Origin of the sequence: Nocardioides sp. Leaf307, from assembly GCF_001423135.1 — a bacterium.
Classification (GTDB): domain Bacteria; phylum Actinomycetota; class Actinomycetes; order Propionibacteriales; family Nocardioidaceae; genus Nocardioides; species Nocardioides kribbensis.
In genome coordinates this window covers 417,914-443,990 of the sequence record NZ_LMNY01000001.1, presented here as the reverse complement: position 1 = coordinate 443,990, position 26,077 = coordinate 417,914, and the positions used below count along the sequence as shown (strand labels likewise).

The following is a 26,077-nucleotide window of genomic DNA, read 5'->3' as shown; positions in this document are numbered from 1 at the left end:
CCAGGCGCAGGTCAAGGGTTATCCCCGACCGGCTCCCCCGTCGGCCGCACGCTCGGCCACCCGGCCGGCCACCCGCTGGGCGAGGTGGTCGGCGGGGCCGGCCACGAGGTCCTCGACGGCCAGGGGCAGCGGGAGGCACCAGTTGGGTCGCTCGGTGGTGCCCGGCACGTTGGGCCGGCGCTCCTCGCCCAGGGCGTCCTCCAGCGAGAGCGACAGCATGTGGCAGGGCGCCTGGGCGAGCCTCTCGTAGGCCGCGGCGACGGCCCGGTCGGGCCCGTCGTCGGGCGCGAGCGCGTCGTGGCGCAGCAGCCGCTCGCGCAGCTCCTCGCGGCCCGCGCGCACGGCGGCGGGGTCCATGTCGCTGCTGGCCAGCTGGTCCTCGACGTCGCTGCCGGTCCACAGCCCGGCCACGGTGGGCAGGTCGTGGGTGGTGACGGTGGCGAGGGCGCTGGCGGGCCAGGTCGCCGGCTCCTCGTCCTCGAACCACAGCACGCGGTAGGTGAGCACGTCGCGCTCGGCCAGCGCCTCGCGGACCCCCGGCTCGACGGTGCCGAGGTCCTCGCCGACCACGACGGCGCGGGCGCGGTGGGACTCCAGCGCCACGATGTCGAGCAGGTCGTCGCTGGGGTAGCGCACGTAGGCGCCCTGCGTGGGCTCGGCGCCCTCGGGGATCCACCACAGCCGGAAGAGGCCCATCACGTGGTCGACGCGCAGCCCGCCGGCGCCGGCGAGCGTGGCGCGCACGGCCTGGACGAAGGGCTCGTAGTCGGCCTCCTGCAGGCGCCAGGGCACCAGCGGCGGGGAGCCCCAGTCCTGGCCGCTGGAGTTGAGCGCGTCGGGCGGAGCGCCGACGGTGACGCCGTCGGCGAGCACGCCCTGCCACGACCAGGCGTCGGACCCCCCGCCGGAGACGCCGATCGGCAGGTCCTGCACGACGGTGAGGTCGCCGGAGGCGGCGCGCAGCTGGGCGTCGAGCAGCCACTGCAGCCAGGCGTGGAAGGTGACGTCGTCGGCGCGCTCGCGGGCCAGGTCGGCGACGGCCGGGCCGTCGGGGTCGCGCAGGGCCTCGGGCCAGGCGTGCCAGTCGGCGCCGTGGTCACCGGCGACCACGCTCCACAGCGCGAAGCGCTCGAGCCCCTCGCCCTCCGCCCGGCGCCACGCGGCGAAGTCGTCCCCGGCCCCCTCGGGTCGCTCGCCCGGGCCGCTGCGGTCGAGCACGGCGCGCAGGGCGCGGGCCTTGAGCGGCCACACGCGGTCCCGGTCGACCAGGTCGGTGGCGCGGGCCGCGGCGAGGTCCTCGGCCAGGTCGAGCTCGGCCAGCAGCGCGTCGTCCCAGCCCGGCACGTCCTCGACGCGCAGGTAGAGCGGGTTGCGGAAGCGGCGGGTGGCCGGCAGGTAGGGGCTGGCCTCCTGCGGCAGCGACGGGCCCACGGCGTGCAGCGGGTTGACCACGAGCAGCCCGCCGCCCAGGCGCTCGGTCCAGCGGCGCAGTGCGGCGAGGTCACCCAGGTCGCCGATGCCCCAGCCGGCGCGCGAGCGCGTGGCGTAGAGCTGCACCGCCCAGCCCCAGGTGGGCTGCTCGGGGGTCCAGCAGCGACCGGGCGAGACCACCAGCCGGCGCTCGACGCCCTCGGCGGTGGTGAGGCGGTGGTAGCCGAGCGGGAAGTCGGCGGGCAGCGGGCCGTCGACGTCGTGCCGGCTCCCGTCCTCGCAGACGACCCGCACGGCCCCCAGGCCGAGGTCGCGCCCGGGCCGGGAGACCAGCGGCCCGCGGGCGGCCAGGTCGTCGGGCGGGGTGCCGATGACCTCGCGCAGCGCGGCGACCGTGGCCTCCGGTGCCTCCCGGGGCTCGTCGTCGGCGTCGAGCCAGGTCAGCTGGAGGCCGCGGTCGTCGACGCGCGGCTCGAAGGGGGTCGCGTCGGGCACGCCCCCGACCCTAGGAGCCGCGCGGTCGCCGCGGACCACCCCTCGTGGGGTGCCGTCCTGGCCCGCGGTCAGCACCTGCCGGGCGTGACGGCGGGCGCGCTGCCGCTCACCGGCGCTGGAGCGTCGTGCTGCGCCAGGGCGCGGGGCGGCCGTGGAGCCACCACTCCATCCGCCGGGTCATCCAGGGCAGGGCGAGGTAGGTCATGATCGGCGTCATCACCAGCACGGTGGCCAGCACGCGCAGCGGGAGCACGAGGTCGGCCACCACGTGGCCCGCGACCCAGTTGGCCAGCACGCTGAGCGGGTAGAACACCATGAAGATCACCGAGGCCTGCTTCCACCGCGGCGGCGCCGGCGGGGTCACCCGCAGGTCGCGCACGTCGCGGCTGGTGGGGTCGTCGAACCACCCCTCGATGCCCGTACGCCGCTCGACGCGGGACTCGGTCACCCCGAGCCCGGCCGAGGAGTCGCGCCACCACTGCCGCTCGTGGGAGGTCTCCCAGTGGGCCAGCGCCTCGGCGTCGGCGAAGCGGTAGAGCATGTGCCAGGTCTCCGAGTCGCGCTCGGGGCGCACCCACCCGGCGCCCAGGAAGCCGGGGAAGCGCTGGGCCAGCGCCGTGCCGGCCTGGAGCCAGCTGGCCATCTCGGCCTCGCGCCCGGGGTCGACGTGACGGGTGATGGAGACGGTCACCGGTGAGCCCATGCGACAAGCGTCGAGCCGCCCGGGCCCCACCGCAAATCTGCTGGCGCCGCCGCCCGCCGCCGCACGCCGCCGCACACTGCCGGGGCGGCCCACCCCTCCGGGTCTTGGGCGGTCGGGGAGGCTGGCCGGTGTGAGCGAGCGCGTGGTCCCGAGGTCGTCGACCGGCGAGGACCACCCCTCCCACCACGACGACGAGGAGCAGTGGGAGCCCGACCCGCGCCGCTGGCGCATCCTCGGGGTGTCGCTGGTGGTCGGCTTCATGTCGCTGCTCGACGTCTCCATCGTCAACGTCGCCGTGCCCTCGATGCAGGCCGGCCTCGACACCTCGGCCGGCACCATCCAGTGGGTCGTGTCCGGCTACGCGCTCACCTTCGGCCTCGTGCTCGTGGCCGGCGGCCGCCTCGGCGACGCCTACGGCCGTCGCCGGCTGATGCTGATCGGGCTCACCGGCTTCGTGCTCTCCAGCGCCGCGGTGGGGCTCGCGCCGACGGCGGAGACCGTGGTCGCGGCGCGGCTCCTCCAGGGCGCCACCGCCGGCCTGCTCACCCCGCAGAACTCCGGGCTGATCCAGCAGCTCTTCCGCGGTCCCGAGCGCGGCCGTGCCTTCGGGCTGTTCGGGTTCACCGTCTCCTCGGCCTCCGCGGCCGGCCCGGTCATCGGCGGGGCGATCATCGCGCTCGCCGGTGAGGAGGACGGCTGGCGCTGGCTCTTCCTCATCAACGTGCCGATCGGCGTCGTCGCGGCGATCGCGGTGGTGCGGATGGTGCCCAAGCGCGTCCGCCGCGAGGACGACGACGACCCACGCATCGACGTGCCCGGCGCGCTGCTGCTCGGCGCCACGGTGCTGTGCCTGCTCTACCCCGTCGTGAGCGTCGAGAGCGGCGCGCGCCTGCCGCTGCTGCTCCTGCTCGGCGTGCCCCTCTTCGCGTGGGGCTTCGTGCGCTGGGAGCGCCGCACCGTGGGCCGCGGGCACCCGCCGCTGCTCGACGTCGCGCTGCTGCGCCGCCTGCCGGGCTACGCCAGCGGCCTCAGCGTCGGCACGCTGTACTTCACCGGCTTCACCGGGCTCCTGCTCGTGCTCTCGGTCCACCTCCAGGAGGGCCTGGGCTGGACCCCCCTGATGGCCGGTCTGCTGCTGGTGCCCTTCGCGCTCGGCTCGGCCACCAGCGCCCCGCTGGTGGGCCGCTGGATCTCGACGGTCGGCCGACGGATCACCGTGGCCGCCCTGGTCACCACCATGGTCGGCGTCGTCGCCGTGGCCCTCGTGGCGCCGGGCCGCGAGGGCACCACGCTGGTCCTGCTCGCGGCGCCCGCCCTGCTGCTGGCCGGCCTCGGCGGCGGCGCGGTCGTCTCCCCCAACATCACCCTCACCCTCGCCGACGTGCCGCCCCGCATGGGTGGCGCGGCCGGTGGGGCACTGCAGACCGGCCAGCGCATCGGCGCCTCGATCGGCGCGGCGCTGCTGATGACCGTCTACCAGGTGGTCGCGGGGTCCTTCTCCCCCGGCGCGGGCCTGCGCGCGGCGCTGCTCACCGGCGTGCTGCTGCTGGGCGTCGCGCTGCTGCTCGCCGTACGCGCGCTGCGCCTGGAGCGGGCCCGCGCCTGAGGCTGGCACCGGCACGGCAGGGGCCCTGCCGTGCCCTGCCCACGGTCGGGCCCGGGGCGAGGCGGGCCTCGGTCAGAGGATGGCGCCGGGCGCGTACGCCGCCGCCGCCGGGTGCCGCTCGACCAGCGCGGCCACCTGCCGGCAGACCTGCTCGACCTGCTCGACCGCGGCGCCGGTGAAGGTGATCGGGTCGGCCACGAGCGCGTCGAGCTGCTCGGTGGTCAGGCCGAGCCGCTCGTCGGCGGCGAGGCGGGCGAAGACGTCGTTGTCGGCCTGGCCGCGGCGCATGTCGAGGGCCACCCCGACCGCGGCCTCCTTGATCGCCTCGTGGGCGCTCTCGCGGCCCACGCCGTTGCGCACGGCGCTCATCAGGACCTTCGTGGTGGCCAGGAAGGGCAGGTAGCGGTCGAGCTCGCGCTGGATCACCGCGGGGAACGCACCGAACTCGTCGAGCACGGTGAGGAAGGTCTGGAAGAGCCCGTCGGCAGCGAAGAAGGCATCGGGCAGGGCCACCCGGCGCACCACCGAGCAGGAGACGTCGCCCTCGTTCCACTGGTCGCCGGCGAGCTCGCCGACCATCGAGAGGTAGCCGCGGGTGACCACCGCGAGGCCGTTGACCCGCTCGCAGGAGCGGGTGTTCATCTTGTGGGGCATGGCCGAGGAGCCGACCTGGCCCTCCTTGAAGCCCTCGGTGACGATCTCGTTGCCGGCCATCAGCCGGATCGTCGTGGCGAGGTTGGACGGTCCGGCGACCAGCTGCACCACGGCGGAGAGCACGTCGAAGTCGAGCGAGCGGGGGTAGACCTGGCCGACGCTGGTCAGCACCCGGTCGAAGCCGAGGTGGGCGGCCACGCGCTGCTCCAGGGCGGCCAGCTTGGTGGCGTCGCCGTCGAGCAGGTCGAGCATGTCCTGCGCGGTGCCCATCGGGCCCTTGATGCCGCGCAGGGGGTAGCGCGCGAGCAGCTCCTCGACGCGCTCGACGCCGATGAGCATCTCGTCGGCGACGGTCGCGAAGCGCTTGCCCAGCGTGGTGGCCTGGGCGGCGACGTTGTGCGAGCGGCCGGCCATCACGGTGCTCTGGTGCTCGGCGGCCAGGCGGGCCAGACGGGCGACGGTGGCCACGGCCCGGTCGCGCAGCAGCTCCAGCGACTGCTTGAGCTGCAGCTGCTCGACGTTCTCGGTCAGGTCGCGCGAGGTCATGCCCTTGTGCACCTGCTCGTGGCCGGCCAGCGCGCAGAACTCCTCGATGCGCGCCTTCACGTCGTGGCGGGTGACCCGCTCGCGGGCGGCGATCGAGGCCAGGTCGACCTGCTCCACGACCGCCTCGTAGTCCTCGACCACGCCGTCGGGCACCGCGATCCCGAGGTCGCGCTGGGCGCGGAGGACAGCGATCCACAGCCGCCGCTCGAGGACGATCTTGTGCTCGGGCGACCAGATCTCGGCGAGGTCGGCGGCGGCGTAGCGGGTGGCGAGGACGTTGGGCACGGTCACGTACCTCATCCTCCCACGGTCGCGCCGCCCGTCCGCTCCCCGACGGCGGGGCCGGACCTCCTCGCGGCCCCTCACCCGGCGCGGGGCGGCCGGACCAGCCGGTTGGCCGACCACCCGGTGCCGAGGAAGACCCAGGAGGGGCCGGGGCCCGCGGGGAGGCGGGTCTCGAGCAGGTCGTTCGCCCACCGCCCGGGCGGCTCGAGCCGGAAGTCGCTGGTGCGGCTCCCGATCCGCACGACGGCGCGGATCTCGGCCGCGACGGCCACGAAGCCGCCGGTGGTGCCGACCAGGGGGAGGAAGCCCTGGCGCCCCACGCGCTCCTTGAGCATCACCGCGCTGAAGGGCGACATGGCCCACTCCCGGCTCAGCCCCGCGACCTGGTCGTCCCAGGACGCGTCGGCCGGCACGACGCGGCGGGCCAGGAAGAGCCCGAGCGGGTACGCCGCTGCCAGCTCCTCGTCGGTGGGCACGCGCCGCCGCGCGAGGGCGAGCACTCGGTGGGCGTCGAAGAGGTGCGCCGAGCCGGCGCGGTCGGGGCGCCCCGCGAGCCCCGAGGCGAGCACCACCCGGGCCTGGCGCTCGGGCAGCCCGGCCCGGCGCAGGGCCGCCGTGGCCTCCCGCCCGGTCATGAGCGGGCAGGCCCGCCGCTGGGACGCACCCGGTGAGTCGCCCTCGGTGCCTCCCGCGGGGCCGCCGGGGGCGTCCCCGGGGGAGCCGCCGTCGGAGTGGGACACGGCAGGACGCTACGACGGCGGCGACCCCCGCCGCACGCCGCGCTGCGCGGCCTGTGGACGACGGGGCGAGGGCGCGGTAGGTCACAGGGTCACGGGGACGACCGGAGGGACCCGAGCAGGAAGAAGTCCCTGAGAGGTGGTGCCGGCGTGCTAGGGGGAGGGGCACGGTCGTGCCCCTCCCCCTAGCACGCGGACGAGGCCTCTCGGGGCGCTTGCGACCCGGCGCCCTCCGCCCGCCTGCCGCAGACCCGCGCACCCCGGGACCTGCAGGTGGCTCGGGGACCCGGGGGCAGCCGGACCCGAGGCAGCCGGGACCCGCGTCAGGGGCCAGACGCCCGGCACGCAGCAGGCGTGCGGCGCCGCGGCGGCCTCGGCGGTCTCGGCGGCGAGGCGGCGAGGGCTCTCACGCCCCGATCGCCGCGAGCCGCCTCGGTCGCGGGCCGGGCGCCACCCCAGGCGCTACCTCAGGCGCTACCTCAGGCGCCGCCTCCCGCCGCGGCACCCGCGGCGATGTCGGTGCGGTGCTGCGCGCCGGGGAAGTCGACGGAGGCGACCCCGTCGTAGGCCGCCCGGCGGGCGGCGGCCAGGTCGGCCCCGGTGGCGACGACCGCGAGCACCCGACCGCCGGCGGTCACCAGGTCGCCGTCGCGCAGGGCCGTGCCGGCCTGGACGACGTGCACGTCGGGCAGGGCCTCGGCCGCGTCGATCCCGACGATCACGTCGCCCGACGACGAGGTCTCCGGGTAGCCGCGACTGGCCATCACGACCCCGACGGCCGCGCCCGGGCGCCACGCCGGCGGGGCGACGTCGGCCAAGGTGCCGGTGGCCGCGCCGACCAGCAGCGGCGAGAGCGGCGAGTCGAGCAGCGCCATCAGCGGCTGGGTCTCCGGGTCGCCGAAGCGGGCGTTGAACTCGACCACGCGGGTGCCGCGCGAGGTGAGGGCGAGCCCGGCGTAGAGCAGCCCGGCGAAGGGGGTGCCGCGGCGGGCCATCTCGTCGACGGTGGGCTGGAGCACCGTGGCCAGCACCTCCTCGACGAGGTCGTCGGGGGCCCACGGCAGCGGGGTGTAGGCCCCCATGCCGCCGGTGTTGGGCCCGACGTCGCCGTCGCCGATGCGCTTGAAGTCCTGGGCCGGCTGGAGCGGGTAGACCGTCGCGCCGTCGGTGAGCGCGAAGAGCGAGACCTCCGGGCCGTCGAGGAACTCCTCGATCACCACGCGTCCGCAGCGTGCGGCGTGCTCGACGGCCTCGTCGCGGTCGAGGGTCACCACGACCCCCTTGCCGGCGGCCAGGCCGTCGTCCTTGACGACGTAGGGCGGGCCGTAGGCGTCGAGGGCGGCCTGCACCTCGACCGCGGAGGTGCACACCCGGGCGGCCGCGGTGGGCACCCCGGCCGCGGCCATGACGTCCTTGGCGAAGGCCTTCGACCCCTCGAGCTCGGCGGCGGCCCGGGTCGGGCCGAAGACCGCGATGCCACGGGCGCGGACGGCGTCGGCGACCCCGGCCACCAGCGGCGCCTCGGGCCCGACGACGACCAGGTCGGCGCCCAGCGACACCGCGAGGTCGGCGACGGCCTCGCCGTCGAGCGCGTCCACGTCGTGCAGCGTGGCGACGGCGGCGATGCCGGGGTTGCCCGGGGCGGCGTGCACCGCGGCGACGCCCGCGTCGTGGGCCAGGGCCCGGGCCAGCGCGTGCTCGCGACCACCGGGGCCCACGACCAGGCAGGTCAGCGGACCGGTCGGCACGGTGCCGGTCACGTGGGGTGCGGGACCGGTCCCGCCGTCGGCGCCGTCGCGAGACGCGGCCTGGGGCGGGGCGTGGGTCGGGTCCTGGGGCGAGGGGTCGGTCACGGTGCACCAGGGTAGTGGCCGCCGCCGGCGCCCCGCGCCGCAGCGACCCCGGTGAGCCGGGTGCTCCCGGCGGGGTTCAGGTCGCCTGCGAGGGGGAAGGACGCCCACCATGGCCTCACTCCCCCGCGTCGGTGATCAGTTCGACCGCTACCGCATCGACCACGAGATCGGCCGGGGCGGCATGGGCGTCGTCCTCGGCGCCACCGACCTGTCGCTGCACCGCCAGGTGGCCCTCAAGGTCGTCTCGGCCGAGCTGGGCGACTCCGAGGAGTTCCTGCGCCGCTTCGACCGCGAGGCCACCCTCCTGGCCCGGCTCGACTCCCCCCACGTCATCGAGATCTACGACCACGGCGAGCACGAGGGCTGCCCCTACATCGCGACGCAGTACATCGCCGGCGGCGACCTCGGCGGCCAGCTGCGCGCCCGCGGCCCCATGCCCCCGCAGCTGGCCGCGACCCTGTGCGCCCAGGTCGCCGACGCCCTCGCCGACGCCCACCGGGCCGGCGTGGTCCACCGCGACATCAAGCCCAGCAACGTGCTGCTGCGCGACGCCACCGCCGCCGACCTCCACGTCTACCTGTGCGACTTCGGCATCGCCCGCGCCGGCGACGAGGCCGACCACCTGACGGCCCCCGGCGCGGTGGCCGGCACCTGGAGCTACCTCTCGCCCGAGTGCGGCGAGGGCCGCGAGGCCACCCCGGCCTCCGACCTCTACTCCCTGGGCTGCCTCTTCTGGGCGGCACTCACCGGCACGGCCCCCTACGTCGGCTCCGACGTCGAGATCGCCATCGCCCACCAGACCTCCCCGGTGCGCCAGCTCACCGGCAGCGACGACTTCACCCGGTGGGCCAACGCCATCCTGGCGCGCAGCATGGCCAAGGACCCCGCCGACCGCTACCCCGACGCCGAGGCCATGCGCCAGGACCTCCTGGCCGCCGCGGCGACCCCGCTCGCTCCCGGCAGCGGCATCACCCCCGTGCCCGTGCCCGCTCCCGCCACGCCCACGGGGGCGTCGGGCCCCTCCGGCTCCGCCGGCTCGGGCTCCAGCGCCGCCGCTGCCGCCGCGGCCGCCGCCGCCGCCACCCCGGGCCGGCGCCGCGCGACGGGGCGGGGCGCCTCGTCGGGCGGGGCCGGCCGGGGCCGGCGTCCGGTCGTGCTGGCCGGCGTCGCCGCCCTCGCCGTGCTCGTCGCCGGCGGCACCGCCCTCGTGGTCACCACGCCGTGGTCCGACGACGGGTCGACCTCCTCCGCCACCGGCGCCGACGGGGACAGCGGCGACAGCGGCGACGGGGCGAGCGGGGCCGAGGCGACCGACCAGGCCAGCGCCGCCCCGGAGCCCCCGGAGGGTCCGATCGCCGGCGACATCGACGCCGACGGCCTGGGCGACGCCGTGTCGATCTACCCCGTCCAGCAGGGCGACATCTACAGCTTCTTCTCCACCAGCCTGCTCTCCGACGGTGAGCAGCTCGAGGCCCAGCCGGAGCGCGACTACGCCGTGGGCGCCCGCACCCTGCGCACCATCACGCTGGCCGACGTCGACGGCAACGGCCTCAGCGAGGTCGTCTCGGTCTACGTGCCGGCCGGGCGGGACCGGCGCATCTACGTCGCCGCCGGGCTCACCGACGGCGGCGAGTTCGGCTTCAACATCGACCGCCCCAGCGACGCCCGCAACGTCACCCCCTGGGCCGGCGACGTGGACGGCGACGGCCTCGACGACCTGCTCCTGCTGGCCTGGGAGCCCGACCGGCCCTACGAGTTCTTCGTCGCCCACGGCCAGGGCGAGGACGGCTTCGGCGAGGCCGAGCCGCTCATGGAGGTCGACGGACCGGGCGAGGACCTCACCCCCACCGTGGAGGCCGGCGACTACGACGGCGACGGCCTGCTCGACGTGGTGGTCTCGACCAGCCCCGACCCGCTGGCCGACGACCCCGAGCAGGTCACCACCCTCTACCTCGGCACCGGCGACGGCTTCGACGAGGGCACGAGCAGCACCGGCGAGGACGGCTTCGACATCGCCACGCTCGCGGGTGACGTCGACGCCGACGGCGACGACGAGCTGGTGAGCGTGTCCGGCACCGGCGAGGACTACTTCGAGGTCTCCGTGCGCGGCCTCGGCGAGGAGGGTCTCGGCGAGCCGGTCGGCGCCGGGGTCATCGACTCCGTCACCGGCGACGGCGGCGACCTCCAGGCCCGCTTCACCCTCAGCGACGTCGACGGCGACGGCCGCGTCGACCTGCTCGCCGTGGGCCCGCAGGACGACCGCACCGCCAAGGTGCTGGTCGTGCGCTCCGACGGCGAGCGCTTCGGCGACACCGAGGAGTGGGCCAGCTGGAGCGCCGACCTCACCTACCGCCTCGAGCAGAGCGTGATGGGACAGACCGTCCCGTGACCGGGCCCGCGGGCGGCGCCGGACCCCTGCGCGTCGGCAGCACCCTGGGCAGCTACCACATCGACGCCGTCGTCGGCGTGGGCGGCATGGGCCAGGTCTTCGCCGCCACCGACACCTCCCTGGGGCGACGCGTCGCGATCAAGGTCGTGCGCGGCGCCCTCGCCGACTCCCCCGCCTTCGCCGCCCGCTTCCAGCGCGAGGCGGCGGTGCTGGCGCGGCTCGACTCCCCGCACGTCATCGCCATCTACGAGCACGGCGAGCACGCCGGGTCGCCGTACCTCGTGACGCGGCTGGCCACCGGCGGCGACCTGGGCCGGCTGCTGGCCGTGCACGGCCCGCTGCGCCCCGAGCTGGCCGCCACCGTCGTCGCGCAGGTCTGCGACGCCCTCGTCGCGGCCCACGCGGTGGGCGTGGTGCACCGCGACGTGAAACCCGCCAACGTGCTCCTGCGCGACGACCGGCTCGACCGGCCCCACGTCTACCTGTGCGACTTCGGTGTCGCGCTCACCGAGTCGAGCGGCCTCACCTCCCCCGGGGCGGTCGCCGGCACCTGGAGCTACCTCGCCCCCGAGCTGACCCGGGGCGCCCCCGCCACCCCCGCCAGCGACGTCTACGCCGTGGGCTGCCTGCTCGTGGAGGCGCTGACCGGACGTCCGCCCTACGCCGGCAGCGACGTGCAGGTCGCGATGGCGCACGTCTCGGCCCCCGTGCCCCAGCTGCCGGAGGGCCACCCGGCCAAGGCCGCCTTCGACCCCGTGCTCGCCCGGGCCCTGGCCAAGGACCCCGCCGACCGCCACCCCGGGGCCGCCGCGCTGCGCGAGGACCTGCGCCGCCTCGGCGGGCACGAGCGCTCGACCGGGTCGGGCGCCGCCCTGCGGCCCCCGCCGCCCGCGGGGCGGTCGCGGCGGGGTCGCCTGGCCGCCGCCGGGCTCGGCCTCGCCGTCGCGGCGGGTGCGGTCGCCGCCGGCCTGCTGCTGTGGCCCGACGACGCGCCGCGCGACACGGCGTCCGGCCCGGCGACCGGTCCCGCCGCAGCCGCGGGCCTGCCGCTCCCCGCGGACCCCGCCCCGGCCCGCGAGGACCCCGCCGCGCGCGGTGACGTCGACGGCGACGGCCTCGGCGACCTGCTGCTGCTCGACCTCGACGGCGGGCAGCTGCAGCGCTCCGACGGCGCGGCCGTCGACGACGCGGAGCGGGTCGCGGAGGTCAACCCCCGCACGGTGCTGGGCGACGTCGACGGCGACGGCGTCCTCGACCGGGTCACCGTCGACGGCGACGGCTCGAGCCTGCGCGTCGCGGTGGCGCCCGGCCCGCTCGACGCGGGTGATCCCGCGCCGCGCCGCAGCTCACTGATGGTCGTGCCTCCCGCCGAGGAGGTCGGCACGTTCGACTACGGCACCGGCACCGCCGCGCTCGGGGACTTCGACGGCGACGGGCGCGACGATCTCGCCGTCGGCACCGCCCTCGACGACACCGCCACCGTCACGGTGATGCTCAGCACCGCCGAGGAGGACTGGCAGCGCGAGGCGACCTGGGCCGAGGTCGAGCGGTCACCGGGCGCGAGCACGACCTGGACCGTCGGCGACCTCGACGGCGACGGTCGCGACGACCTCGTGGAGGTCGACACCCTCGGCCGCACCACCGTGCTGCGCGGCCTCGTGTCGCGCGGCGACTCCTTCGAGCAGGTCGGCGAGACGCTGGTGCTCGACGAGCCCGGCTACGGCACCGGCGTCTTCCGGCAGGCCGACCTCGACGGCGACGGCACCGCCACCCTCGTGCACGTCGGCACCGACCTCGCGGTGAGCGCCTGGTCGTGGGAGGACGGGCTCGGCGGGGCGAGCGCGCTCGCACCGACCGACGACGACGCCGGCTACTCCCCGCACGCCGTGGTCTCCGACGTCGACGGCGACGGCGACGACGAGCTGGTGGCCCTCGTCGGCGTCGAGCGCCCGCGCGCCGTCGTGCTCGACGGCTCCCCCAGCGAGTCCTCCAGCGAGTCCTCCGACGAGTCGTCCCTCACCGCCACGCGGTGGCCCCTGGTCGATCCCGGCGTCGTCCTGGCCGTGGCCGACCGCGTCACCGAGACCGAGCGGCAGTACTAGGCCGCACCGGGCACCGGCACGGGACGGTCGCACCGGGCTCGTCCGGGACCGGTCAGACCAGCGGGTGCACCACGACGGTCGCCTCGCGCGAGGGGCCGACGCCGACGACCGAGATGCGCGCGCCCGACATCTTCTCCACCGCGCGCACGTAGGCCTGGGCGTTGGCGGGCAGGTCCTCGAAGGTGCGGCAGGCGCTGAGGTCCTCCCACCAGCCGGGGAGGTACTCGTAGATCGGCACGGCGTGGTGGAAGTCGGTCTGGTTGACCGGCATCTCGTCGTGGCGGACCCCGCCGACGTCGTAGGCCACGCAGACCGGCACCTGCTCCAGACCGGTCAGCACGTCGAGCTTGGTGAGCACGAAGTCGGTGACGCCGTTGACGCGGGCGGCGTAGCGGGCGATGACGGCGTCGTACCAGCCGCAGCGCCGCGGGCGACCGGTCGTGGTGCCGTACTCGGCGCCGACCTTGCGCAGGTGCTCGCCGGCGTCGTCGAAGAGCTCGGTCGGGAAGGGGCCCTCGCCGACGCGCGTGGTGTAGGCCTTCACGATGCCGATCACCTGGTCCATCCGCATCGGCGGGATGCCCGAGCCGGTGCAGGCGCCCCCGGCGGTCGCCGACGACGACGTAACGAAGGGGTAGGTGCCGTGGTCGACGTCGAGCAGGGTGGCCTGGCCGGCCTCGAGCAGCACGGTCTCGCCGCGGTCGAGGGCCTGGTTGAGCAACAGGCCGGTGTCGCGGACCATCGGGCGCAGCCGGTCGGCGTACTGCAGCAGCTCCTCGAGGGTCTCGTCGACCGAGGGGGCGCGACGGTTGTAGATCTTCGTCAGCACCTGGCCCTTGAGCTCCAGGGCGCCCTCGATCTTCTGGCGCAGGATCTTCTCGTCGAAGATGTCCTGCACCCGGATGCCGATGCGGTTCATCTTGTCGGCGTAGGTCGGGCCGATGCCGCGCCCCGTCGTGCCGAGGCGACGCGAGCCGAGGAAGCGCTCGGTGACCTTGTCGACGGTGCGGTTGTAGTCGGCGATGACGTGCGCGCTGGCGCTGACCACCAGGCCGCTGGTGTCGACGCCGCGGGCCTCGAGGCCCTCGATCTCCTCGAAGAGCACCTTGAGGTCGACGACGACGCCGTTGCCGATCACCGGCGTGCAGCCGGGGGTCAGGATGCCGCTGGGCAGCAGGTGGAGGGCGTACTTCTCCTCGCTGCCGTCGGGCTGGCCGATGACGACGGTGTGGCCGGCGTTGTTGCCGCCGTTGAACTTCACGACGTAGTCGACGCTGGAGCCGAGCAGGTCGGTGGCCTTGCCCTTCCCCTCGTCACCCCACTGGGCACCGATGATGGCGATCGCGGGCATCTGCTCGCTCACTTCCGCTTCTAGGCGTGCTGGACTCCTCCGACCCGGCGCACCTGACGCGCTCGGAGCGGAAACGCGAGAGCCCCGGGCACAAGTGCACCGGAGCTCTTGCGGCCACACGCTACCGCAGGTCGGCGCCCGACCGCCCGCTCCACTACTGTCGCGGTGTGGAGCCCCTTCTCGTCATCACCAACAGCGGCGCCGGCACGTCGGACGAGGAGACCCTCGAGCGGGCCCTCGACATCCTGCGCGCCGAGACCTCCGTCGAGGTGGCCGCCACCGCCGACCCCGGTGAGCTCAACGGTGTCCTGCACCGCGCCGGGTCGCGTCGCATCGTCGTGGCCGGCGGCGACGGCAGCATGCACGCCGTCGTGGCCGCGCTCCACCGCCGCCACGAGCTGGCCGACGCCGTGCTCGGCCTGCTGCCGCTGGGCACCGGCAACGACTTCGCCCGCGGCAACGACATCCCCCTCGACATCGAGGAGGCCGCCCGCGTCCTGCTCACCGGCGAGGTGCGCCGCGTCGACCTCATCGTCGACGAGGTCGGCGAGATCGTCGTCAACAACGTCCACGCCGGCGCCGGCGCGCAGGCCAGCCGCCGCGCCACGCGGTGGAAGGACCGGCTCGGCTCGATCGGCGTCGGCAAGGTCAACCTGGGCAAGCTCGGCTACCCGATCGGTGCGGCGCTCGCGGCGTACAAGCCGCCCTTCGTGCGGCTGCGCGTCGAGGTCGACGGCGAGTGCGTGGTCGACCTCGACCAGCCCGTGCTCATGGTGGCCATCGGCAACGGCTCCGACGTCGGCGGCGGCACCTCGCTCAACCCCGAGGCCGAGACCACCGACGGGCGCCTCGACGTGATGGTCTCGCGCTCGATCGGCCCCCTGGCGCGCTTCGGGTACGCCGCGGGCCTGCTGCTCGGGCGCCACGAGGAGCGCGACGACGTGATCTCCCTGACCGGTCGCACCGTCTCCATCGCCGGGGAGCCCTTCTACTGCTCCGCCGACGGCGAGATCTACGGTCCCGAGCGCCAGCGCACCTGGCACCTCGAGCCCGGCGCCTACTCGATGGTGCTGCCGCACCGCTGAGGCACCGTCAGAGCCACCCGCGCCGGGCCGCCTCGACCCCGGCCTGGAAGCGCGACTCGGCGCCGAGCTCGATCATGAGGTCGGCGACCCGGCGACGCACGGTGCGCAGGCTGACCCCGAGCCGGCGGGCGATCTGCTCGTCCTGGGAGCCGCTGGCCAGCTGCTGCACCAGGAAGCGCTGCATGTCGCTGCGCGGCTCGGCCTCCCCGGTCAGCGCGCTCACCGGCGCCGCGCGGTCCCACAGCGCCTCGAACCAGTAGGTCAGCGCCTTCACCAGGCCCGGCTGGCGGATCAGGGAGCGCGGCTCGTCGACCTGGCCCAGCGGCTCGGGGAGCACGGCGTGGGTCGTGCCGATGATGAACATGCGGGTCGGGACCGTCGGCAGCACCCGGATCACCTCGCCCTTCTCGACGCGGTGATTGAGCGTGGCGCGGGCCTCGGTCAGCGCGCGCACGGGATAGATCGCCCGCGAGCTGCGACCCCCGCTCACCAGGCCTCCGATGAAGTCGCCCATCGCGTCCTCCGAGGGGTGGCGCCACTGGTCGGGGCGCAGCCAGAGCAGGTCGCCGCGGCTCTGCACCATGAGCGCGGTGAGCAGCGGGATCGGGTTGCCGCCGCTGCTGATCTCGCCGTCGAGCGGCTGCACGTCGTGCACCTCGCCCTCGGCGGGCCGGGCCCCGCTGCCGGTGAGGAACGGCAGGGCCGCCGCGACGCTCTCCAGCTCGGCCTGCACGACCGCCGCGCTCGCCGCCTGCGCGGCGAGGATGCGGGCGACCACCTCGGGGGCGCTGGCCACGAAGACCCGCGACTCCTCCACCCGCACCACGCCGGCGTCGCACAGCGGCTCGAGGGCGCTCATCAGCTCCTCGGGCGTCTGGAGCAGCGCGGCCGCGACCGAGACGAGCTCGCGCCCGGAGTGGCCCAGCAGCTGCTGGTGGAGGCGGTCCACGTGCTTGGGGAAGCCGAGGGCGGCCATCAGCGTGGCGGGGGTCCGGGTGGGCATCCGTGGCATGTTAGTGCCGCTCGTCCCCCACCGCCATGGTTCCTCGTGGCCGGGGCGGGCCAGTGGCGCGGCTCCGGTAGCGTTGGGGCGTCCCACCGCGGGCCCGCGAGACGTCCCGACCGGTCCCACCACGCCGTCCGATGCGCCCCTGCGGGCCGTCACGGACGAGAGCAGGAGCAGCACCCCGATGGCACGAGGCACAGCACGAGACGGGGCCCCCCAGGCTCCCGTCGACTGGGTCACCCGCGCGGCCGACGACGCCGTGCGCCACGCCGAGCAGGGCGGCTGGACCCCGGAGTCGGGGCGGCCGATCACCTGCGCCTCGGGGGCGAGCCCGTCGGGGCCGGTGCACCTGGGCAACCTGCGCGAGTTCCTCACCGTGCACTTCGTTGCCGACGAGCTCGCACGCCGCGGGCTGCCCGTGCGCCACCTGCACAGCTGGGACGACTACGACCGCTTCCGCAAGGTCCCCGCCGGGGTGGACCCGTCGTGGGCCGACCACATCGGGCGCCCGCTCTCGGGCGTGCCCGACCCGTGGGAGTGCCACGACTCGTGGGCCGACCACTTCAAGGAGCCGCTCGTGGCCTCGCTGCGCGCCCTCGGCGTGGAGATGGAGGAGGTCTCCCAGACCGAGCGCTACCGCGCGGGGGCCTACCGCGAGCAGATCCTGCACGCCGTGGCCCAGCGCGACCGCATCGAGACCGTGATGGCGCGCTACCGCACCAAGGCCGCCCCGCTCAGCGAGGCCGCCGAGTCGGCCGAGGAGGCCGCGGCGCTGGCCGACTCGGTCGCCAACGACGGCGACGACGGCAACCCGTCGGGCCTCGGCGCCACCAACGACCTCGCGCGCTTCCCCTACAAGCCCTACTGCCGCGACTGCGGGCGCGACACCACGATCATCACGTCCTACGACGACGACTCCGCCGACCTGGCCTACACCTGCACCTCGTGTCCCTTCGAGGGCGTCACCAACCTGCGTACCCAGGACGAGGGCAAGCTGGTCTGGAAGGTCGACTGGCCGATGCGCTGGGCCGTCGAGGGCGTCGACTTCGAGCCCGGCGGCGTCGACCACGCCAGCCCGGGGTCGTCCTACACCGTGGGCAAGGAGCTGGTGAAGCTCTACGACGGCCGCGCCCCGTCGTTCGTCGGCTACTCCTTCGTCGGCGCCGGCGGGCAGGTCAAGATGTCCTCCTCGCGCGGTGGCGTGCCGACCGCGGCCGACGCCCTGCAGATCCTCGAGGCGCCGGTGCTGCGCTGGCTCTACGTGCGCCGCCAGCCCAAGCAGGCCTTCAACGTCGACTTCGGCCCGGAGGTCGTGCGCCTCTACGACGAGTGGGACGCGCTGGGCCGCAAGGCCGCCGACCCCGCCAAGCGCGACGCGCAGGTGCTGGCCTTCGAGCGCGCCAGCGTGACCGCGACGGCCGGCCGCCTGCCGGTGCCCGCGGTCGTGGTGCCCTTCCGCCTGCTCTCGTCGGTGGCCGACGTGACCGCGGGCAGCGCCGACCTCATCAGCCGCATCGTGCGCGAGGTCGGCCACGACCACGACTCCGTCGAGGACCTCGAGCCGCGGCTGGGCCGCGCCATGACCTGGACCGGCGAGTACGTCCCCGAGTCGGAGCGCACCACCGTGCGCACCGAGCCCGACGCCGCCCGGCTGGCCCGGCTCGGCGACGACGAGGAGCTGTGGCTGCGCCACCTCCTCGACCGGCTGCCCGACCGTCTCGACCTCGACGAGACCACCACGCTGGTCTACGGCGTGCCGAAGCTGGGTCGGGGCCTGGGTCTCGACGACGCCCCGACCGACCAGGTCAAGGCCGACCAGAAGGCGTTCTTCAAGCTGCTCTACAACCTGCTCGTCGACGCCGACCGCGGCCCGCGCCTGCCCACGCTCTTCCTGGCCCTGGGCTCCGACACCGTCCGGCGGCTGCTCACCCCGCCGACGTAGGGCGGCCGGCGCCGCGTCTTACTGACCGTTGCGACCACTGGCTGACAGTCATGACTGTCAGCCAGTGGTAGCAACGGTCAGTAAGACCGGGACGCCCCGTCGGCGCGGCCGCCCCGTCGAGGCGGCGTCTCAGGCGGAACGCGTCTGACGCAGGGCGGCCGCGTTTGCTGCGAGACGCGGCGACAGGGTGCGGCCGAACCGGTCGCAGGTGACCGCGAACTCCTGACGCAGACGGGCGTGCGCCTCGGCGCGCGCCGAGCCCCAGAAGTCGGACCAGAAGATGCGGGAGACGCCCAGGCCCTCGGCGGCGATCAGCCGCTCCCGCTGCTTCTCCTCCCAGACGACGTCATGGGCACTTCGGTCGGCGAGGCCGCCGAGGTCGGTGGGCACGTACTTGACCCGTCCGTCGACCTCGAACACGTGGTTGCCGATCCTCAGGTCGCACCAGAAGGTCGCCCGCGGCGTTCGGACGGGGAACTGCGTCTCCACCGTGCCCAGGCCGAGCTCGGCGAGGAGCTCCCGTGCCAGCGTCTCGGCGGGGCTCTGGGCACCGGGGTCACTGCGGTCCACCGCCTCCCGAGCGGCACGCACCCCGGGCCAGTGGTCCATCGGCGACAGTGCCGAGTACAGCTCGTCGAGCGATGTCCCGAGGCGGCGTGCGGAGTCGCAGGCGACGAGCCCGTGCCGGAAGCCGTGCTCCCTGCCGATGTCGACCGCCACCCGAGCCCGGTCGAGCACCCGCACGTCCTCCACCTGGCAGACCTGCCGCGGGGCGAAGCGTGCGTAGTGGTGCTTGACCCCGTACCGCGTCCACGCGCTCGAGTAGCCCGGTCGGGTGACGTGCACGAGCGGCTCGTCCCACCGGAGGAGGGCCATGCCCCACTCGTGAGCCGCGGAGTCGTGGCTGAGCACCCACCCACGGCGCATGGTGCTGACGGCCGCGCGGGTGCGCAGACGCGGACGGCCACGGTCCTCGTCGGCGGCCTCCCACACCGTGGCGTCGACGTACACCCCGCGACGCACGGGCAGCCAGACCCCGGAGCGCAGGAGACCTGTGATCGCGGAGGGGGTCAGGCCGCCGTCGAGCGCGTCCTGACGCGTCACGAGACCGCCCTCGGCACTGAGGAGTGCTCGCAGCTCGGGAGTCATGCGCCCAGCATGGTCGAGCCTGCCGCTGCGCAGCGGTCGCTCTCCACAGCGACCGCCGACGGCCGGTACTTACCGACCGTTGCTCGCACTACATGACCGTCACAACAGTCAGGCAGTGGTCTCAACGGTCAGTAAGTGGCGCCCGCGTCAGTCGCCGAGGAGCGCGGCGTAGCCGGTGGGGCTGGAGTCGCGCAGGAAGTCGCGGCAGCGCTCCCACTCGTCGGTCTCGCCGATGGCGCGGGCCGACTTGGCCAGCAGCGACAGGCAGACCAGGAAGCCGCGGTTGGGCTCGTGCTCCCACGGCACGGGCCCGTGGCCCTTCCAGCCGTTGCGACGCAGCAGGTCGAGGCTGCGGTGGTAGCCGACCCGGGAGTAGGCGTAGACGACCACGGCGTCGGCGTCGGCCGCGGCGGCCTCGGTGGCGAGCGCCGCCCACGCCGACGGCGACGCCGGGTGGTGGCGTACGACGTCGGTCGGCGACTCGCCCGCGGCGAGCGCGGTCGTGGCGGGGTCGGCGGGCAGGTGGGTGGGCGGCGGACCGGCCATCAGGTCCATGCCGGGGGTCACGGGGCTCATGGCTGCATTGTGTCCCCCGGGCGCGACGTGCGTCCCCGGCGGGGGTCCCGACGCGACGACGCCCCGGCCGGTCGGCCGGGGCGTCGTCGGGCGCTGAGTGCGCCAGCGGAGGTCAGCGCGCGGTCAGGAGACGGCCTTGCCGGAGGAACGCAGGTGCTCGCAGGCCTCGACGATGCGGGCGGCCATGCCGGCCTCGGCGGCCTTGCCCCAGGCACGGGGGTCGTAGGCCTTCTTGTTGCCGACCTCGCCGTCGACCTTGAGCACGCCGTCGTAGTTGCTGAACATGTGGGCGGCGACGGGGCGGGTGAAGGCGTACTGGGTGTCGGTGTCGACGTTCATCTTCACCACGCCGTAGTCGACGGCCGCGCCGATCTCCTCGGCCGAGGAGCCGGAGCCGCCGTGGAAGACCAGGTCGAAGGGCTTGGCGTCGGCGGCGAGGCCCAGCTTCTGCGCGACGGCCTCCTGCGCGGCCTTGAGGATCTCGGGGCGCAGCTTGACGTTGCCCGGCTTGTAGACGCCGTGGACGTTGCCGAAGGTCAGGGCGGTCATGTAGCGACCCTTCTCGCCGGCGCCGAGGGCCTCGATCGTGGCGAGGGCGTCCTCGGGCGTGGTGTAGAGCTGCTCGTTGATCTCGTTGGCGACGCCGTCCTCCTCGCCGCCGACGACACCGATCTCGACCTCGAGGATGATGTGGGCCGCGGCGGCCTTGGCGAGCAGCTCCTCGGCGATGACGAGGTTCTCCTCCAGCGGCACGGCGCTGCCGTCCCACATGTGCGACTGGAACAGCGGCAGCTGGCCGCCCTTGACCCGCTCGGCGGAGAGGTCGAGCAGCGGGCGCACGAAGCCGTCGAGCTTGTCCTTCGGGCAGTGGTCGGTGTGCAGCGCGATGTTGACGGGGTAGGCCTTGGCGACCTCGGCGGCGTAGGCCGCGAAGGCGACCGAGCCGGTCACCATGTTCTTCACCGAGGGGCCCGAGAGGTACTCCGCACCGCCGGTCGAGACCTGGATGATGCCGTCGGACCCGGCGTCGGCGAAGCCCTTGAGCGCGGCGTTGAGCGTCTGCGACGACGACACGTTGATCGCCGGGAAGGCGAAGCCCCGCTCCTTGGCGGTGTCGAGCATCTGGGCGTAGATCTCGGGGGTGGCGATGGGCACGGCGGGTCTCCTCGGGCGGGGTCTGGCTGCGACGCCGCCCACCCTAGACCGTGCGGGTCACCCGTAGCCTCGGTCCCATGCACCGACGGAGCACCCTGCGCACCACCACCCGGGCCAGCGACCTGCCGGTCAGCGCCGAGCACGCCTGGCGCGCGGTCACCGCGGCCGGCGCCGCCGAGCGGTGGTACGTCGACGCCGCCCCCTTCGCCGTCCGCGGGGCGATCGACCGGCTCACCCTGGGCCGGGGCCGCCGCTGGCCGGTGCCGGAGCACCCGCAGCTGCGCGCGGGCGACACGGCCGGCTTCTGGCGCGTGGTCGCCGCCGGCCCGCACGGCTCGGGCGGGACCACCGGCCACCGGCTGGTGCTCGACGCCGCGGTGCGCGCACCGGGCCTGGTCACCTGGCGCACCACCGTCACCCCGCTGACGGGCCCCGACGGGTCGGTGTGCCGGGTGGAGAACTCCGTGACCTTCACCCCCGGCTCGTTCCTCGGCGGGCTGCCCGGCCGCGCCTACCTGCTGACCGACCTCCCGGCCCGCGAGCTGCTCACCGAGCTGGTGCACCACCGCGTGGTCCGCGAGGTCACCGCCTGAGCGCTCCTCCTCGACCACGGGCCGCCTAGGCTGGAGCGGTGACCACCACCACCCGCGCGCCCGAAGACGACCCGGTGCGCGAGCTCTTCGCCAGCGGCTCGGTGGCCGAGCACGTCGTGCGCGGTGTGGTGGGGCTGGTGCTGGCCGTCGCCGGGCTGGGCCTTGCGGGCCAGAGCGCGTGGTGGCTGCTGCTCCTGCCGCTGGCCGTGGTGTCGTGGCGCGGGTGCCCGACCTGCTGGACGCTGGGCCTGGCCCAGACGCTGTCGCGCGGACGCGCCGAGCGCGTGTGCGACGACGCGGGCTGTCGGCCCGTGCGGTCCTCGACGCGCTAGCCGCGCCAGGCGTCCTCGGCGGCGAGGTCGGCGTGGGTGCGCACCCACGCGTGCATGGCGATCGCGGCGGCGGCCGAGGCGTTGATGGAGCGGGTGGAGCCGAACTGCGCGATCGAGAACGTGCCGTCGCAGGCCGCCCGCGCACCCTCGGAGAGGCCCGGCCCCTCCTGGCCGAACAGGAAGCAGACCCGACGCGGCACGGCCGTCGTCTCGAGGTGCTGCGAGCCGGGCAGGTTGTCGATGCCCAGCAGTGGCACCGGACCGCCGGGCAGGCCGGCCAGGTGGGCCGCGAGGTCCTTGGCGGTCGGGTGGTGGCGCAGGTGCTGGTAGCGGTCGGTCACCATCGCGCCGCGGCGGTTCCACCGCCGCTGGCCCACGATGTGCACCTCGGCGGCCAGGAACGCGTTGGCGGTGCGCACGACCGCGCCGATGTTGACGTCGTGCTGCCAGTTCTCGATGGCGACGTGGAAGTCGTGGCGGCGGGTGTCGAGGTCGGCGACGATCGCGGCCACCGACCAGTACCGGTAGCGGTCGACGACGTTGCGCCGGTCGCCGGCGGCCAGCAGCTCGGCGTCGTAGACCTCCGACCCGGGGCCCTCGGGCCAGGGCCCCTCCCAGGGGCCGACCCCGACCTCGGCCGGTCCGTGGGGCATGGGGTCGTACGGCGCCCGCCGGTCGGCCTCGTCGGCCCGGTCGGCCCGCTCCCCCGGCTGCTGCTCCACGCGGCGCAGCCTAGGCCCCGCCGTCACCGACCCCGACGCCGCGCCTGAGAGCCCTCCTCACCCGCCGGTCCCACCGGCAGTCCGGCGAGTACGCTCGTCGGGTGACCACCGCCGTGTCGCCGCTGCTCTCGTCGATGCTCTCGTCGGCGCCGTCACCGCTGCTGTCGGCGCAGTTCCTGGGCATCGACCTCATGGACCCCCAGTGGCTGCTCGCGGAGTTCGGGAGCGCGCTGTTCTGGCTGAGCCTGCTGATCGTCTTCGTCGAGTGCGGGCTGTTCTTCCCGTTCCTGCCCGGCGACAGCCTGCTCTTCGCCACCGGCATCTTCATCGCCACCGGGCAGCTCGACCTCTTCCCCTTCTCCCCGCCCGTGGAGCTGGCGATCGCGCTGGCCCTGCTCACCGCGGCGGCCTGGCTGGGCAACGTCGTGGGCTACGAGATCGGGCGCCGCCTCGGGCCGCCCCTGCGCGAGCACGACGGACGGATCCTCAAGAAGAAGCACCTCGACCACACCGAGATGTTCTTCCACCGTCACGGCAAGAAGGCGCTGGTCGCGGGGCGCTTCGTCGCCTTCGTGCGCACCTACGTCACGGTCGTCGCCGGCATCACGCTGATGTCTCGGGCGACGTTCTACCTGTGGAGCCTCGTCGGCGGTGTCGCGTGGGTGCTCTCGATCACCGTGCTCGGCTACGTCCTCGGCGAGCGGGTGCCGTGGCTGGAGGACAACATCGACCTGGCGATCTTCGCCATCCTGCTCTTCACCGCCGTGCCGATCGCCCTGGAGTGGTGGCGCTCGCGCCGCCACTCGCGCGCCGCGGCCGCCCACGACGCCGGGACGGGGGCCGGGCGCGGGCTCAGCCCGCGCTGACCCGGCGCCCGCGCACCTTGCGGATGACGAACCACGCCACGAGGAGCGCGACCGCCGCGATCACGGCGTACTGCAGGTAGGCCACGACCGGCTCGACCTCCTGCCACTGCTCGCCGAGCTGGAAGCCGGCGACCACGAAGACGGAGTTCCAGATCAGCGACCCGAGCGTGGTCAGCGCCAGGAACTGCCACAGCGGCATCCGCTCGACGCCGGCGGGGATGGAGATGAGGCTGCGGAAGATCGGCACCATGCGCCCGAAGAAGACGGCCTTGCGGCCGTGGCGGCCGAACCACGCCTCGGTGCGCAGGAAGTCGTTCTCGTCGACCAGCGGCAGCATCTTCCACAGCCGGAAGACGCGGTCGCGGCCGAAGACGGCACCCAGGCCGTAGAGCACCAGCGCCCCGAGTACCGAGCCGACGGTGGTCCACACGATCGCCTCGACCAGCCCGAAGTCGCCCCGGCTGGCGGTGAAGCCGGCCAGCGGCAGCACGATCTCGCTCGGCAGCGGCGGGAAGAGGTTCTCCAGCGCGATCAGCGCGCCCGCGCCGACCACCCCCAGCCTCTCCATCACGTCGACGGCCCAGCCGGCGAACCCGGTCAGGTCGGCGCCGGTGGCGTCGGAGGCCGAGAGCACGGCGGTCAGCGGGGTGAGCGGCATGCTCGCAGGGTAGAGGGCGCCCCTGAGGGTCGCCTGTGGGAGGGCCGCGGTCAGCCCGGTGTCAGCCCGGGTCAGCCCCGGGCGGCGTCGAGCTGCGCCTTGGTGAGCACGGGGCGCACCTCGAGGCCGACGTCGGCGAGCGGGTTCTCCCCCGCCGGGCTGCGGTCGATGGCGCACACGACGACCTCGACGACCGCGCCGGCCTCGCGCAGCGCCCGTGTGGCGTCGCGCACGGCGCCCCCGGTGGTGATGACGTCCTCGACCAGCGTCACCCGGCGCCCGGCGACGTCGGGGCCCTCGGCGAGCTTGCAGGTGCCGTACTCCTTGGCCTGCTTGCGCACGAAGAGCGCGCGGTGGCCGGTGAGGCCGGAGAGGGTCGTCGCGATCGGCACGCCGCCGAGCTCGAGTCCGCCGAGCAGCTCGGTGTCGTCGGGCAGCAGGCCGACCATCTGCCGGGCCACGCGGGCCAGCAGCGCGGGGTCGGACTCGAAGAGGTACTTGTCGAAGTACTCCGAGGCCGTCTGGCCCGAGCGCAGCGTGAAGGTGCCGCTGAGGCGGCAGCAGGCGTCGATGTCGGCGGCGAGGGTCGCGTCGGTCTCGTGCGGGGTCTGGCTCACGGGGCCCATTCAACCGTGCCGGGGCCGCGGCTAGCGTGGCGGCCATGGCCCGCACCCGTCTCGCCCGCCGCCTCCACGGGATCGCCCCGACGATCTTCTCCGAGATGTCGGCCCTCGCCGCCCGCACGGGATCGGTCAACCTCGGCCAGGGCTTCCCCGACGTCGACGGCCCGCCCGAGGTGATCGCGCGGGCGGTGGAGGCGCTGGGCGCGGGCGCCAACCAGTACGCCCCGGGCCCCGGCGTGCCCGCGCTGCGGCAGGCGGTGGCCCGCCACCAGGCGCGCCACTACGGCATCGAGCTCGACCCCGACACCGAGGTCGTCGTCACCACGGGCGCCACCGAGGGCGTCGCGGCCGCGCTGCTGGGCCTGCTCGACCCGGGCGACGAGGTGGTGCTCCTCGAGCCGTCCTACGACTCCTACGACGCCATGGTGCAGATGGCCGGCGGGGTGCGCCGGGGCGTCACCCTGCGCGCCCCCGACTACCGCCTCGACGCCGACGCGCTGCGGGCCGCGGTCACGCCGCGCACGCGCCTGCTGCTGCTGAACTCCCCGCACAACCCCACCGGCACCGTGCTGACCCGCGCCGAGCTCCAGGTCGTCGCCGACGTGGCGCTCGCGCACGACCTCGTCGTGGTCACCGACGAGGTCTACGAGCACCTCGTCTTCGACGACCACGAGCACGTGCCGCTCGCGACGCTGCCCGGCATGGCCGAACGGACCCTCACGCTCTCCAGCGCGGGCAAGTCGTGGTCGTTCACCGGGTGGAAGGTCGGCTGGGCCACCGGGCCGGCCGACCTGGTCGGCGCCGTGCTGGCCGCCAAGCAGTGGCTGACCTTCACCTCGGGAGCGCCGCTGCAGCCCGCCGTGGCCCACGCCCTCGACCACGAGCCCGACTTCCCGCGTCGCCTGGCCGCCGATCTCCAGCAGCGCCGCGACCTGCTGTGCGCGGGTCTGCGCGGCCTCGGGCTCGACCCGCGGGTGCCGGAGGGCACCTACTTCGCCCTCACCGACACCGCCCACCTCGGCTGGCGCGACGGCCTCGAGCTCTGCCTGGCCCTGCCCGAGCGGGCCGGGGTCGTCGCGGTGCCCCTCCAGGGCTTCTACGACGACCCCGAGGCCGGGCGGCACCTCGTGCGGTGGGCCTTCTGCAAGACCACCGACGTGGTCACCGAGGGCCTCGCCCGGCTCGGCACCGCCGACCTGACCCGCTGACCCGGGCCGC

At 75.0% G+C, this 26,077-nt stretch carries 22 protein-coding genes; 9 read left to right on the top strand and 13 right to left on the bottom strand.

Annotated features, from left to right (window positions below; all coding sequences use genetic code 11):
* Nucleotides 1–18: 18 nt before the first annotated feature.
* Nucleotides 19–1,926, bottom strand: a complete 1,908-nt coding sequence (malQ, locus tag ASF50_RS02000; protein WP_056903329.1) for a 4-alpha-glucanotransferase — start codon at nucleotides 1,924–1,926, stop codon at nucleotides 19–21.
* Between the two features lie 106 nt (nucleotides 1,927–2,032).
* Nucleotides 2,033–2,629 (bottom strand): antibiotic biosynthesis monooxygenase, encoded by a 597-nt coding sequence (locus ASF50_RS01995; RefSeq protein ID WP_056863329.1) that lies wholly within the window; start codon nucleotides 2,627–2,629, stop codon nucleotides 2,033–2,035.
* A gap of 130 nt (nucleotides 2,630–2,759) precedes the next feature.
* On the opposite strand from ASF50_RS01995, the gene ASF50_RS01990 reads away from it, so the two are divergent.
* Complete coding sequence (locus ASF50_RS01990; RefSeq protein ID WP_235557526.1) at nucleotides 2,760–4,235, top strand: MFS transporter; 1,476 nt, start codon at nucleotides 2,760–2,762, stop codon at nucleotides 4,233–4,235.
* A gap of 72 nt (nucleotides 4,236–4,307) precedes the next feature.
* Here ASF50_RS01990 and purB read toward each other — a convergent pair whose 3' ends face one another.
* The 3 genes from purB to purD all read right to left on the bottom strand — a co-directional run bounded on the left by purB (nucleotide 4,308) and on the right by purD (nucleotide 8,190).
* A complete protein-coding gene (purB, locus tag ASF50_RS01985) occupies nucleotides 4,308–5,735 on the bottom strand; it encodes an adenylosuccinate lyase (protein WP_156718034.1) in 1,428 nt (475 codons plus the stop codon).
* A gap of 62 nt (nucleotides 5,736–5,797) precedes the next feature.
* Entirely contained in the window at nucleotides 5,798–6,460 is a 663-nt protein-coding gene (locus tag ASF50_RS01980) for a hypothetical protein (RefSeq protein WP_056903327.1), read from the bottom strand.
* 476 nt (nucleotides 6,461–6,936) lie between these two features.
* Nucleotides 6,937–8,190 (bottom strand): phosphoribosylamine--glycine ligase, encoded by a 1,254-nt coding sequence (gene purD, locus ASF50_RS01975; RefSeq protein ID WP_056904184.1) that lies wholly within the window; start codon nucleotides 8,188–8,190, stop codon nucleotides 6,937–6,939.
* A 229-nt stretch (nucleotides 8,191–8,419) separates the two neighbouring features.
* Between purD and ASF50_RS01970 the strand changes: the two genes are divergently transcribed.
* Nucleotides 8,420–10,699 carry a serine/threonine-protein kinase gene (locus ASF50_RS01970; protein ID WP_056903326.1) on the top strand — a complete coding sequence of 760 codons (2,280 nt, stop codon included), beginning with the start codon at nucleotides 8,420–8,422 and terminating at the stop codon, nucleotides 10,697–10,699.
* A complete protein-coding gene (locus tag ASF50_RS01965; protein WP_056903325.1) occupies nucleotides 10,696–12,801 on the top strand; it encodes a serine/threonine-protein kinase in 2,106 nt (701 codons plus the stop codon). The genes ASF50_RS01970 and ASF50_RS01965 overlap by 4 nt, the downstream gene beginning before the upstream one ends.
* A gap of 52 nt (nucleotides 12,802–12,853) precedes the next feature.
* Here ASF50_RS01965 and ASF50_RS01960 read toward each other — a convergent pair whose 3' ends face one another.
* The gene (locus ASF50_RS01960; protein ID WP_056863570.1) at nucleotides 12,854–14,152 is read right to left on the bottom strand and encodes an adenylosuccinate synthase; all 1,299 of its coding nucleotides are present in this window, start codon (nucleotides 14,150–14,152) and stop codon (nucleotides 12,854–12,856) included.
* Nucleotides 14,153–14,319: 167 nt separating this feature from the next.
* Between ASF50_RS01960 and ASF50_RS01955 the strand changes: the two genes are divergently transcribed.
* Entirely contained in the window at nucleotides 14,320–15,237 is a 918-nt protein-coding gene (locus ASF50_RS01955; protein ID WP_056903324.1) for a diacylglycerol/lipid kinase family protein, read from the top strand.
* A 7-nt stretch (nucleotides 15,238–15,244) separates the two neighbouring features.
* Here the strand turns inward: ASF50_RS01955 and ASF50_RS01950 are convergent, their stop codons facing one another.
* Nucleotides 15,245–16,240, bottom strand: coding sequence for a helix-turn-helix transcriptional regulator (locus ASF50_RS01950; protein ID WP_056903323.1), 996 nt, complete (start codon nucleotides 16,238–16,240; stop codon nucleotides 15,245–15,247).
* A 187-nt stretch (nucleotides 16,241–16,427) separates the two neighbouring features.
* Between ASF50_RS01950 and lysS the strand changes: the two genes are divergently transcribed.
* Nucleotides 16,428–18,185, top strand: coding sequence for a lysine--tRNA ligase (lysS, locus tag ASF50_RS01945; RefSeq protein ID WP_056903322.1), 1,758 nt, complete (start codon nucleotides 16,428–16,430; stop codon nucleotides 18,183–18,185).
* A gap of 129 nt (nucleotides 18,186–18,314) precedes the next feature.
* Here lysS and ASF50_RS01940 read toward each other — a convergent pair whose 3' ends face one another.
* The 3 genes from ASF50_RS01940 to fbaA form a co-directional block, all read right to left on the bottom strand.
* Nucleotides 18,315–19,334: a type IV toxin-antitoxin system AbiEi family antitoxin domain-containing protein gene (locus tag ASF50_RS01940; RefSeq protein ID WP_156718033.1), complete on the bottom strand. Its 1,020-nt coding sequence runs from the start codon at nucleotides 19,332–19,334 to the stop codon at nucleotides 18,315–18,317.
* A 147-nt stretch (nucleotides 19,335–19,481) separates the two neighbouring features.
* Nucleotides 19,482–19,910, bottom strand: coding sequence for a DUF3151 domain-containing protein (locus ASF50_RS01935; RefSeq protein ID WP_082500095.1), 429 nt, complete (start codon nucleotides 19,908–19,910; stop codon nucleotides 19,482–19,484).
* A gap of 123 nt (nucleotides 19,911–20,033) precedes the next feature.
* A complete protein-coding gene (fbaA, locus tag ASF50_RS01930; protein ID WP_056863316.1) occupies nucleotides 20,034–21,065 on the bottom strand; it encodes a class II fructose-bisphosphate aldolase in 1,032 nt (343 codons plus the stop codon).
* A 77-nt stretch (nucleotides 21,066–21,142) separates the two neighbouring features.
* Here fbaA and ASF50_RS01925 point away from each other — a divergent pair, with 77 nt between their 5' ends.
* On the top strand, nucleotides 21,143–21,658 hold the full coding sequence (locus ASF50_RS01925; RefSeq protein ID WP_056903320.1) for a DUF2867 domain-containing protein: 516 nt from the start codon (nucleotides 21,143–21,145) through the stop codon (nucleotides 21,656–21,658).
* Nucleotides 21,659–21,696: 38 nt separating this feature from the next.
* Complete coding sequence (locus ASF50_RS01920) at nucleotides 21,697–21,990, top strand: hypothetical protein (RefSeq protein WP_200920022.1); 294 nt, start codon at nucleotides 21,697–21,699, stop codon at nucleotides 21,988–21,990.
* On the opposite strand, the gene ASF50_RS01915 is transcribed toward ASF50_RS01920, so the two are convergent.
* The gene (locus tag ASF50_RS01915; RefSeq protein ID WP_056904182.1) at nucleotides 21,987–22,643 is read right to left on the bottom strand and encodes a TrmH family RNA methyltransferase; all 657 of its coding nucleotides are present in this window, start codon (nucleotides 22,641–22,643) and stop codon (nucleotides 21,987–21,989) included. The two genes, ASF50_RS01920 and ASF50_RS01915, sit on opposite strands and share 4 nt — an antisense overlap.
* A gap of 170 nt (nucleotides 22,644–22,813) precedes the next feature.
* Between ASF50_RS01915 and ASF50_RS01910 the strand changes: the two genes are divergently transcribed.
* Nucleotides 22,814–23,578, top strand: a complete 765-nt coding sequence (locus tag ASF50_RS01910; RefSeq protein ID WP_235557525.1) for a DedA family protein — start codon at nucleotides 22,814–22,816, stop codon at nucleotides 23,576–23,578.
* On the opposite strand, the gene ASF50_RS01905 is transcribed toward ASF50_RS01910, so the two are convergent.
* Nucleotides 23,565–24,236: a DedA family protein gene (locus tag ASF50_RS01905; RefSeq protein ID WP_082500094.1), complete on the bottom strand. Its 672-nt coding sequence runs from the start codon at nucleotides 24,234–24,236 to the stop codon at nucleotides 23,565–23,567. The two genes, ASF50_RS01910 and ASF50_RS01905, sit on opposite strands and share 14 nt — an antisense overlap.
* Before the next feature lie 71 nt (nucleotides 24,237–24,307).
* A complete protein-coding gene (gene pyrE / locus ASF50_RS01900) occupies nucleotides 24,308–24,853 on the bottom strand; it encodes an orotate phosphoribosyltransferase (RefSeq protein ID WP_235557524.1) in 546 nt (181 codons plus the stop codon).
* A gap of 44 nt (nucleotides 24,854–24,897) precedes the next feature.
* Between pyrE and ASF50_RS01895 the strand changes: the two genes are divergently transcribed.
* The gene (locus tag ASF50_RS01895; protein ID WP_056903319.1) at nucleotides 24,898–26,067 is read left to right on the top strand and encodes a pyridoxal phosphate-dependent aminotransferase; all 1,170 of its coding nucleotides are present in this window, start codon (nucleotides 24,898–24,900) and stop codon (nucleotides 26,065–26,067) included.
* Nucleotides 26,068–26,077 lie beyond the last annotated feature (10 nt).

Coding starts and splice junctions, on each gene's coding strand:
- purB (WP_156718034.1), bottom strand. CDS start 5,735: ATGAGGTACGTGACCGTGCCCAACGTCCTCGCCACCCGCTACGCCGCC.
- ASF50_RS01935 (WP_082500095.1), bottom strand. CDS start 19,910: ATGAGCCCCGTGACCCCCGGCATGGACCTGATGGCCGGTCCGCCGCCC.
- ASF50_RS01960 (WP_056863570.1), bottom strand. CDS start 14,152: ATGCCCGCGATCGCCATCATCGGTGCCCAGTGGGGTGACGAGGGGAAG.
- ASF50_RS01915 (WP_056904182.1), bottom strand. CDS start 22,643: ATGCCCCACGGACCGGCCGAGGTCGGGGTCGGCCCCTGGGAGGGGCCC.
- ASF50_RS01925 (WP_056903320.1), top strand. CDS start 21,143: ATGCACCGACGGAGCACCCTGCGCACCACCACCCGGGCCAGCGACCTG.
- lysS (WP_056903322.1), top strand. CDS start 16,428: ATGGCACGAGGCACAGCACGAGACGGGGCCCCCCAGGCTCCCGTCGAC.
- ASF50_RS01995 (WP_056863329.1), bottom strand. CDS start 2,629: ATGGGCTCACCGGTGACCGTCTCCATCACCCGTCACGTCGACCCCGGG.
- ASF50_RS01895 (WP_056903319.1), top strand. CDS start 24,898: ATGGCCCGCACCCGTCTCGCCCGCCGCCTCCACGGGATCGCCCCGACG.
- ASF50_RS01970 (WP_056903326.1), top strand. CDS start 8,420: ATGGCCTCACTCCCCCGCGTCGGTGATCAGTTCGACCGCTACCGCATC.
- ASF50_RS01950 (WP_056903323.1), bottom strand. CDS start 16,240: ATGCCCACCCGGACCCCCGCCACGCTGATGGCCGCCCTCGGCTTCCCC.
- ASF50_RS01905 (WP_082500094.1), bottom strand. CDS start 24,236: ATGCCGCTCACCCCGCTGACCGCCGTGCTCTCGGCCTCCGACGCCACC.
- ASF50_RS01940 (WP_156718033.1), bottom strand. CDS start 19,334: ATGACTCCCGAGCTGCGAGCACTCCTCAGTGCCGAGGGCGGTCTCGTG.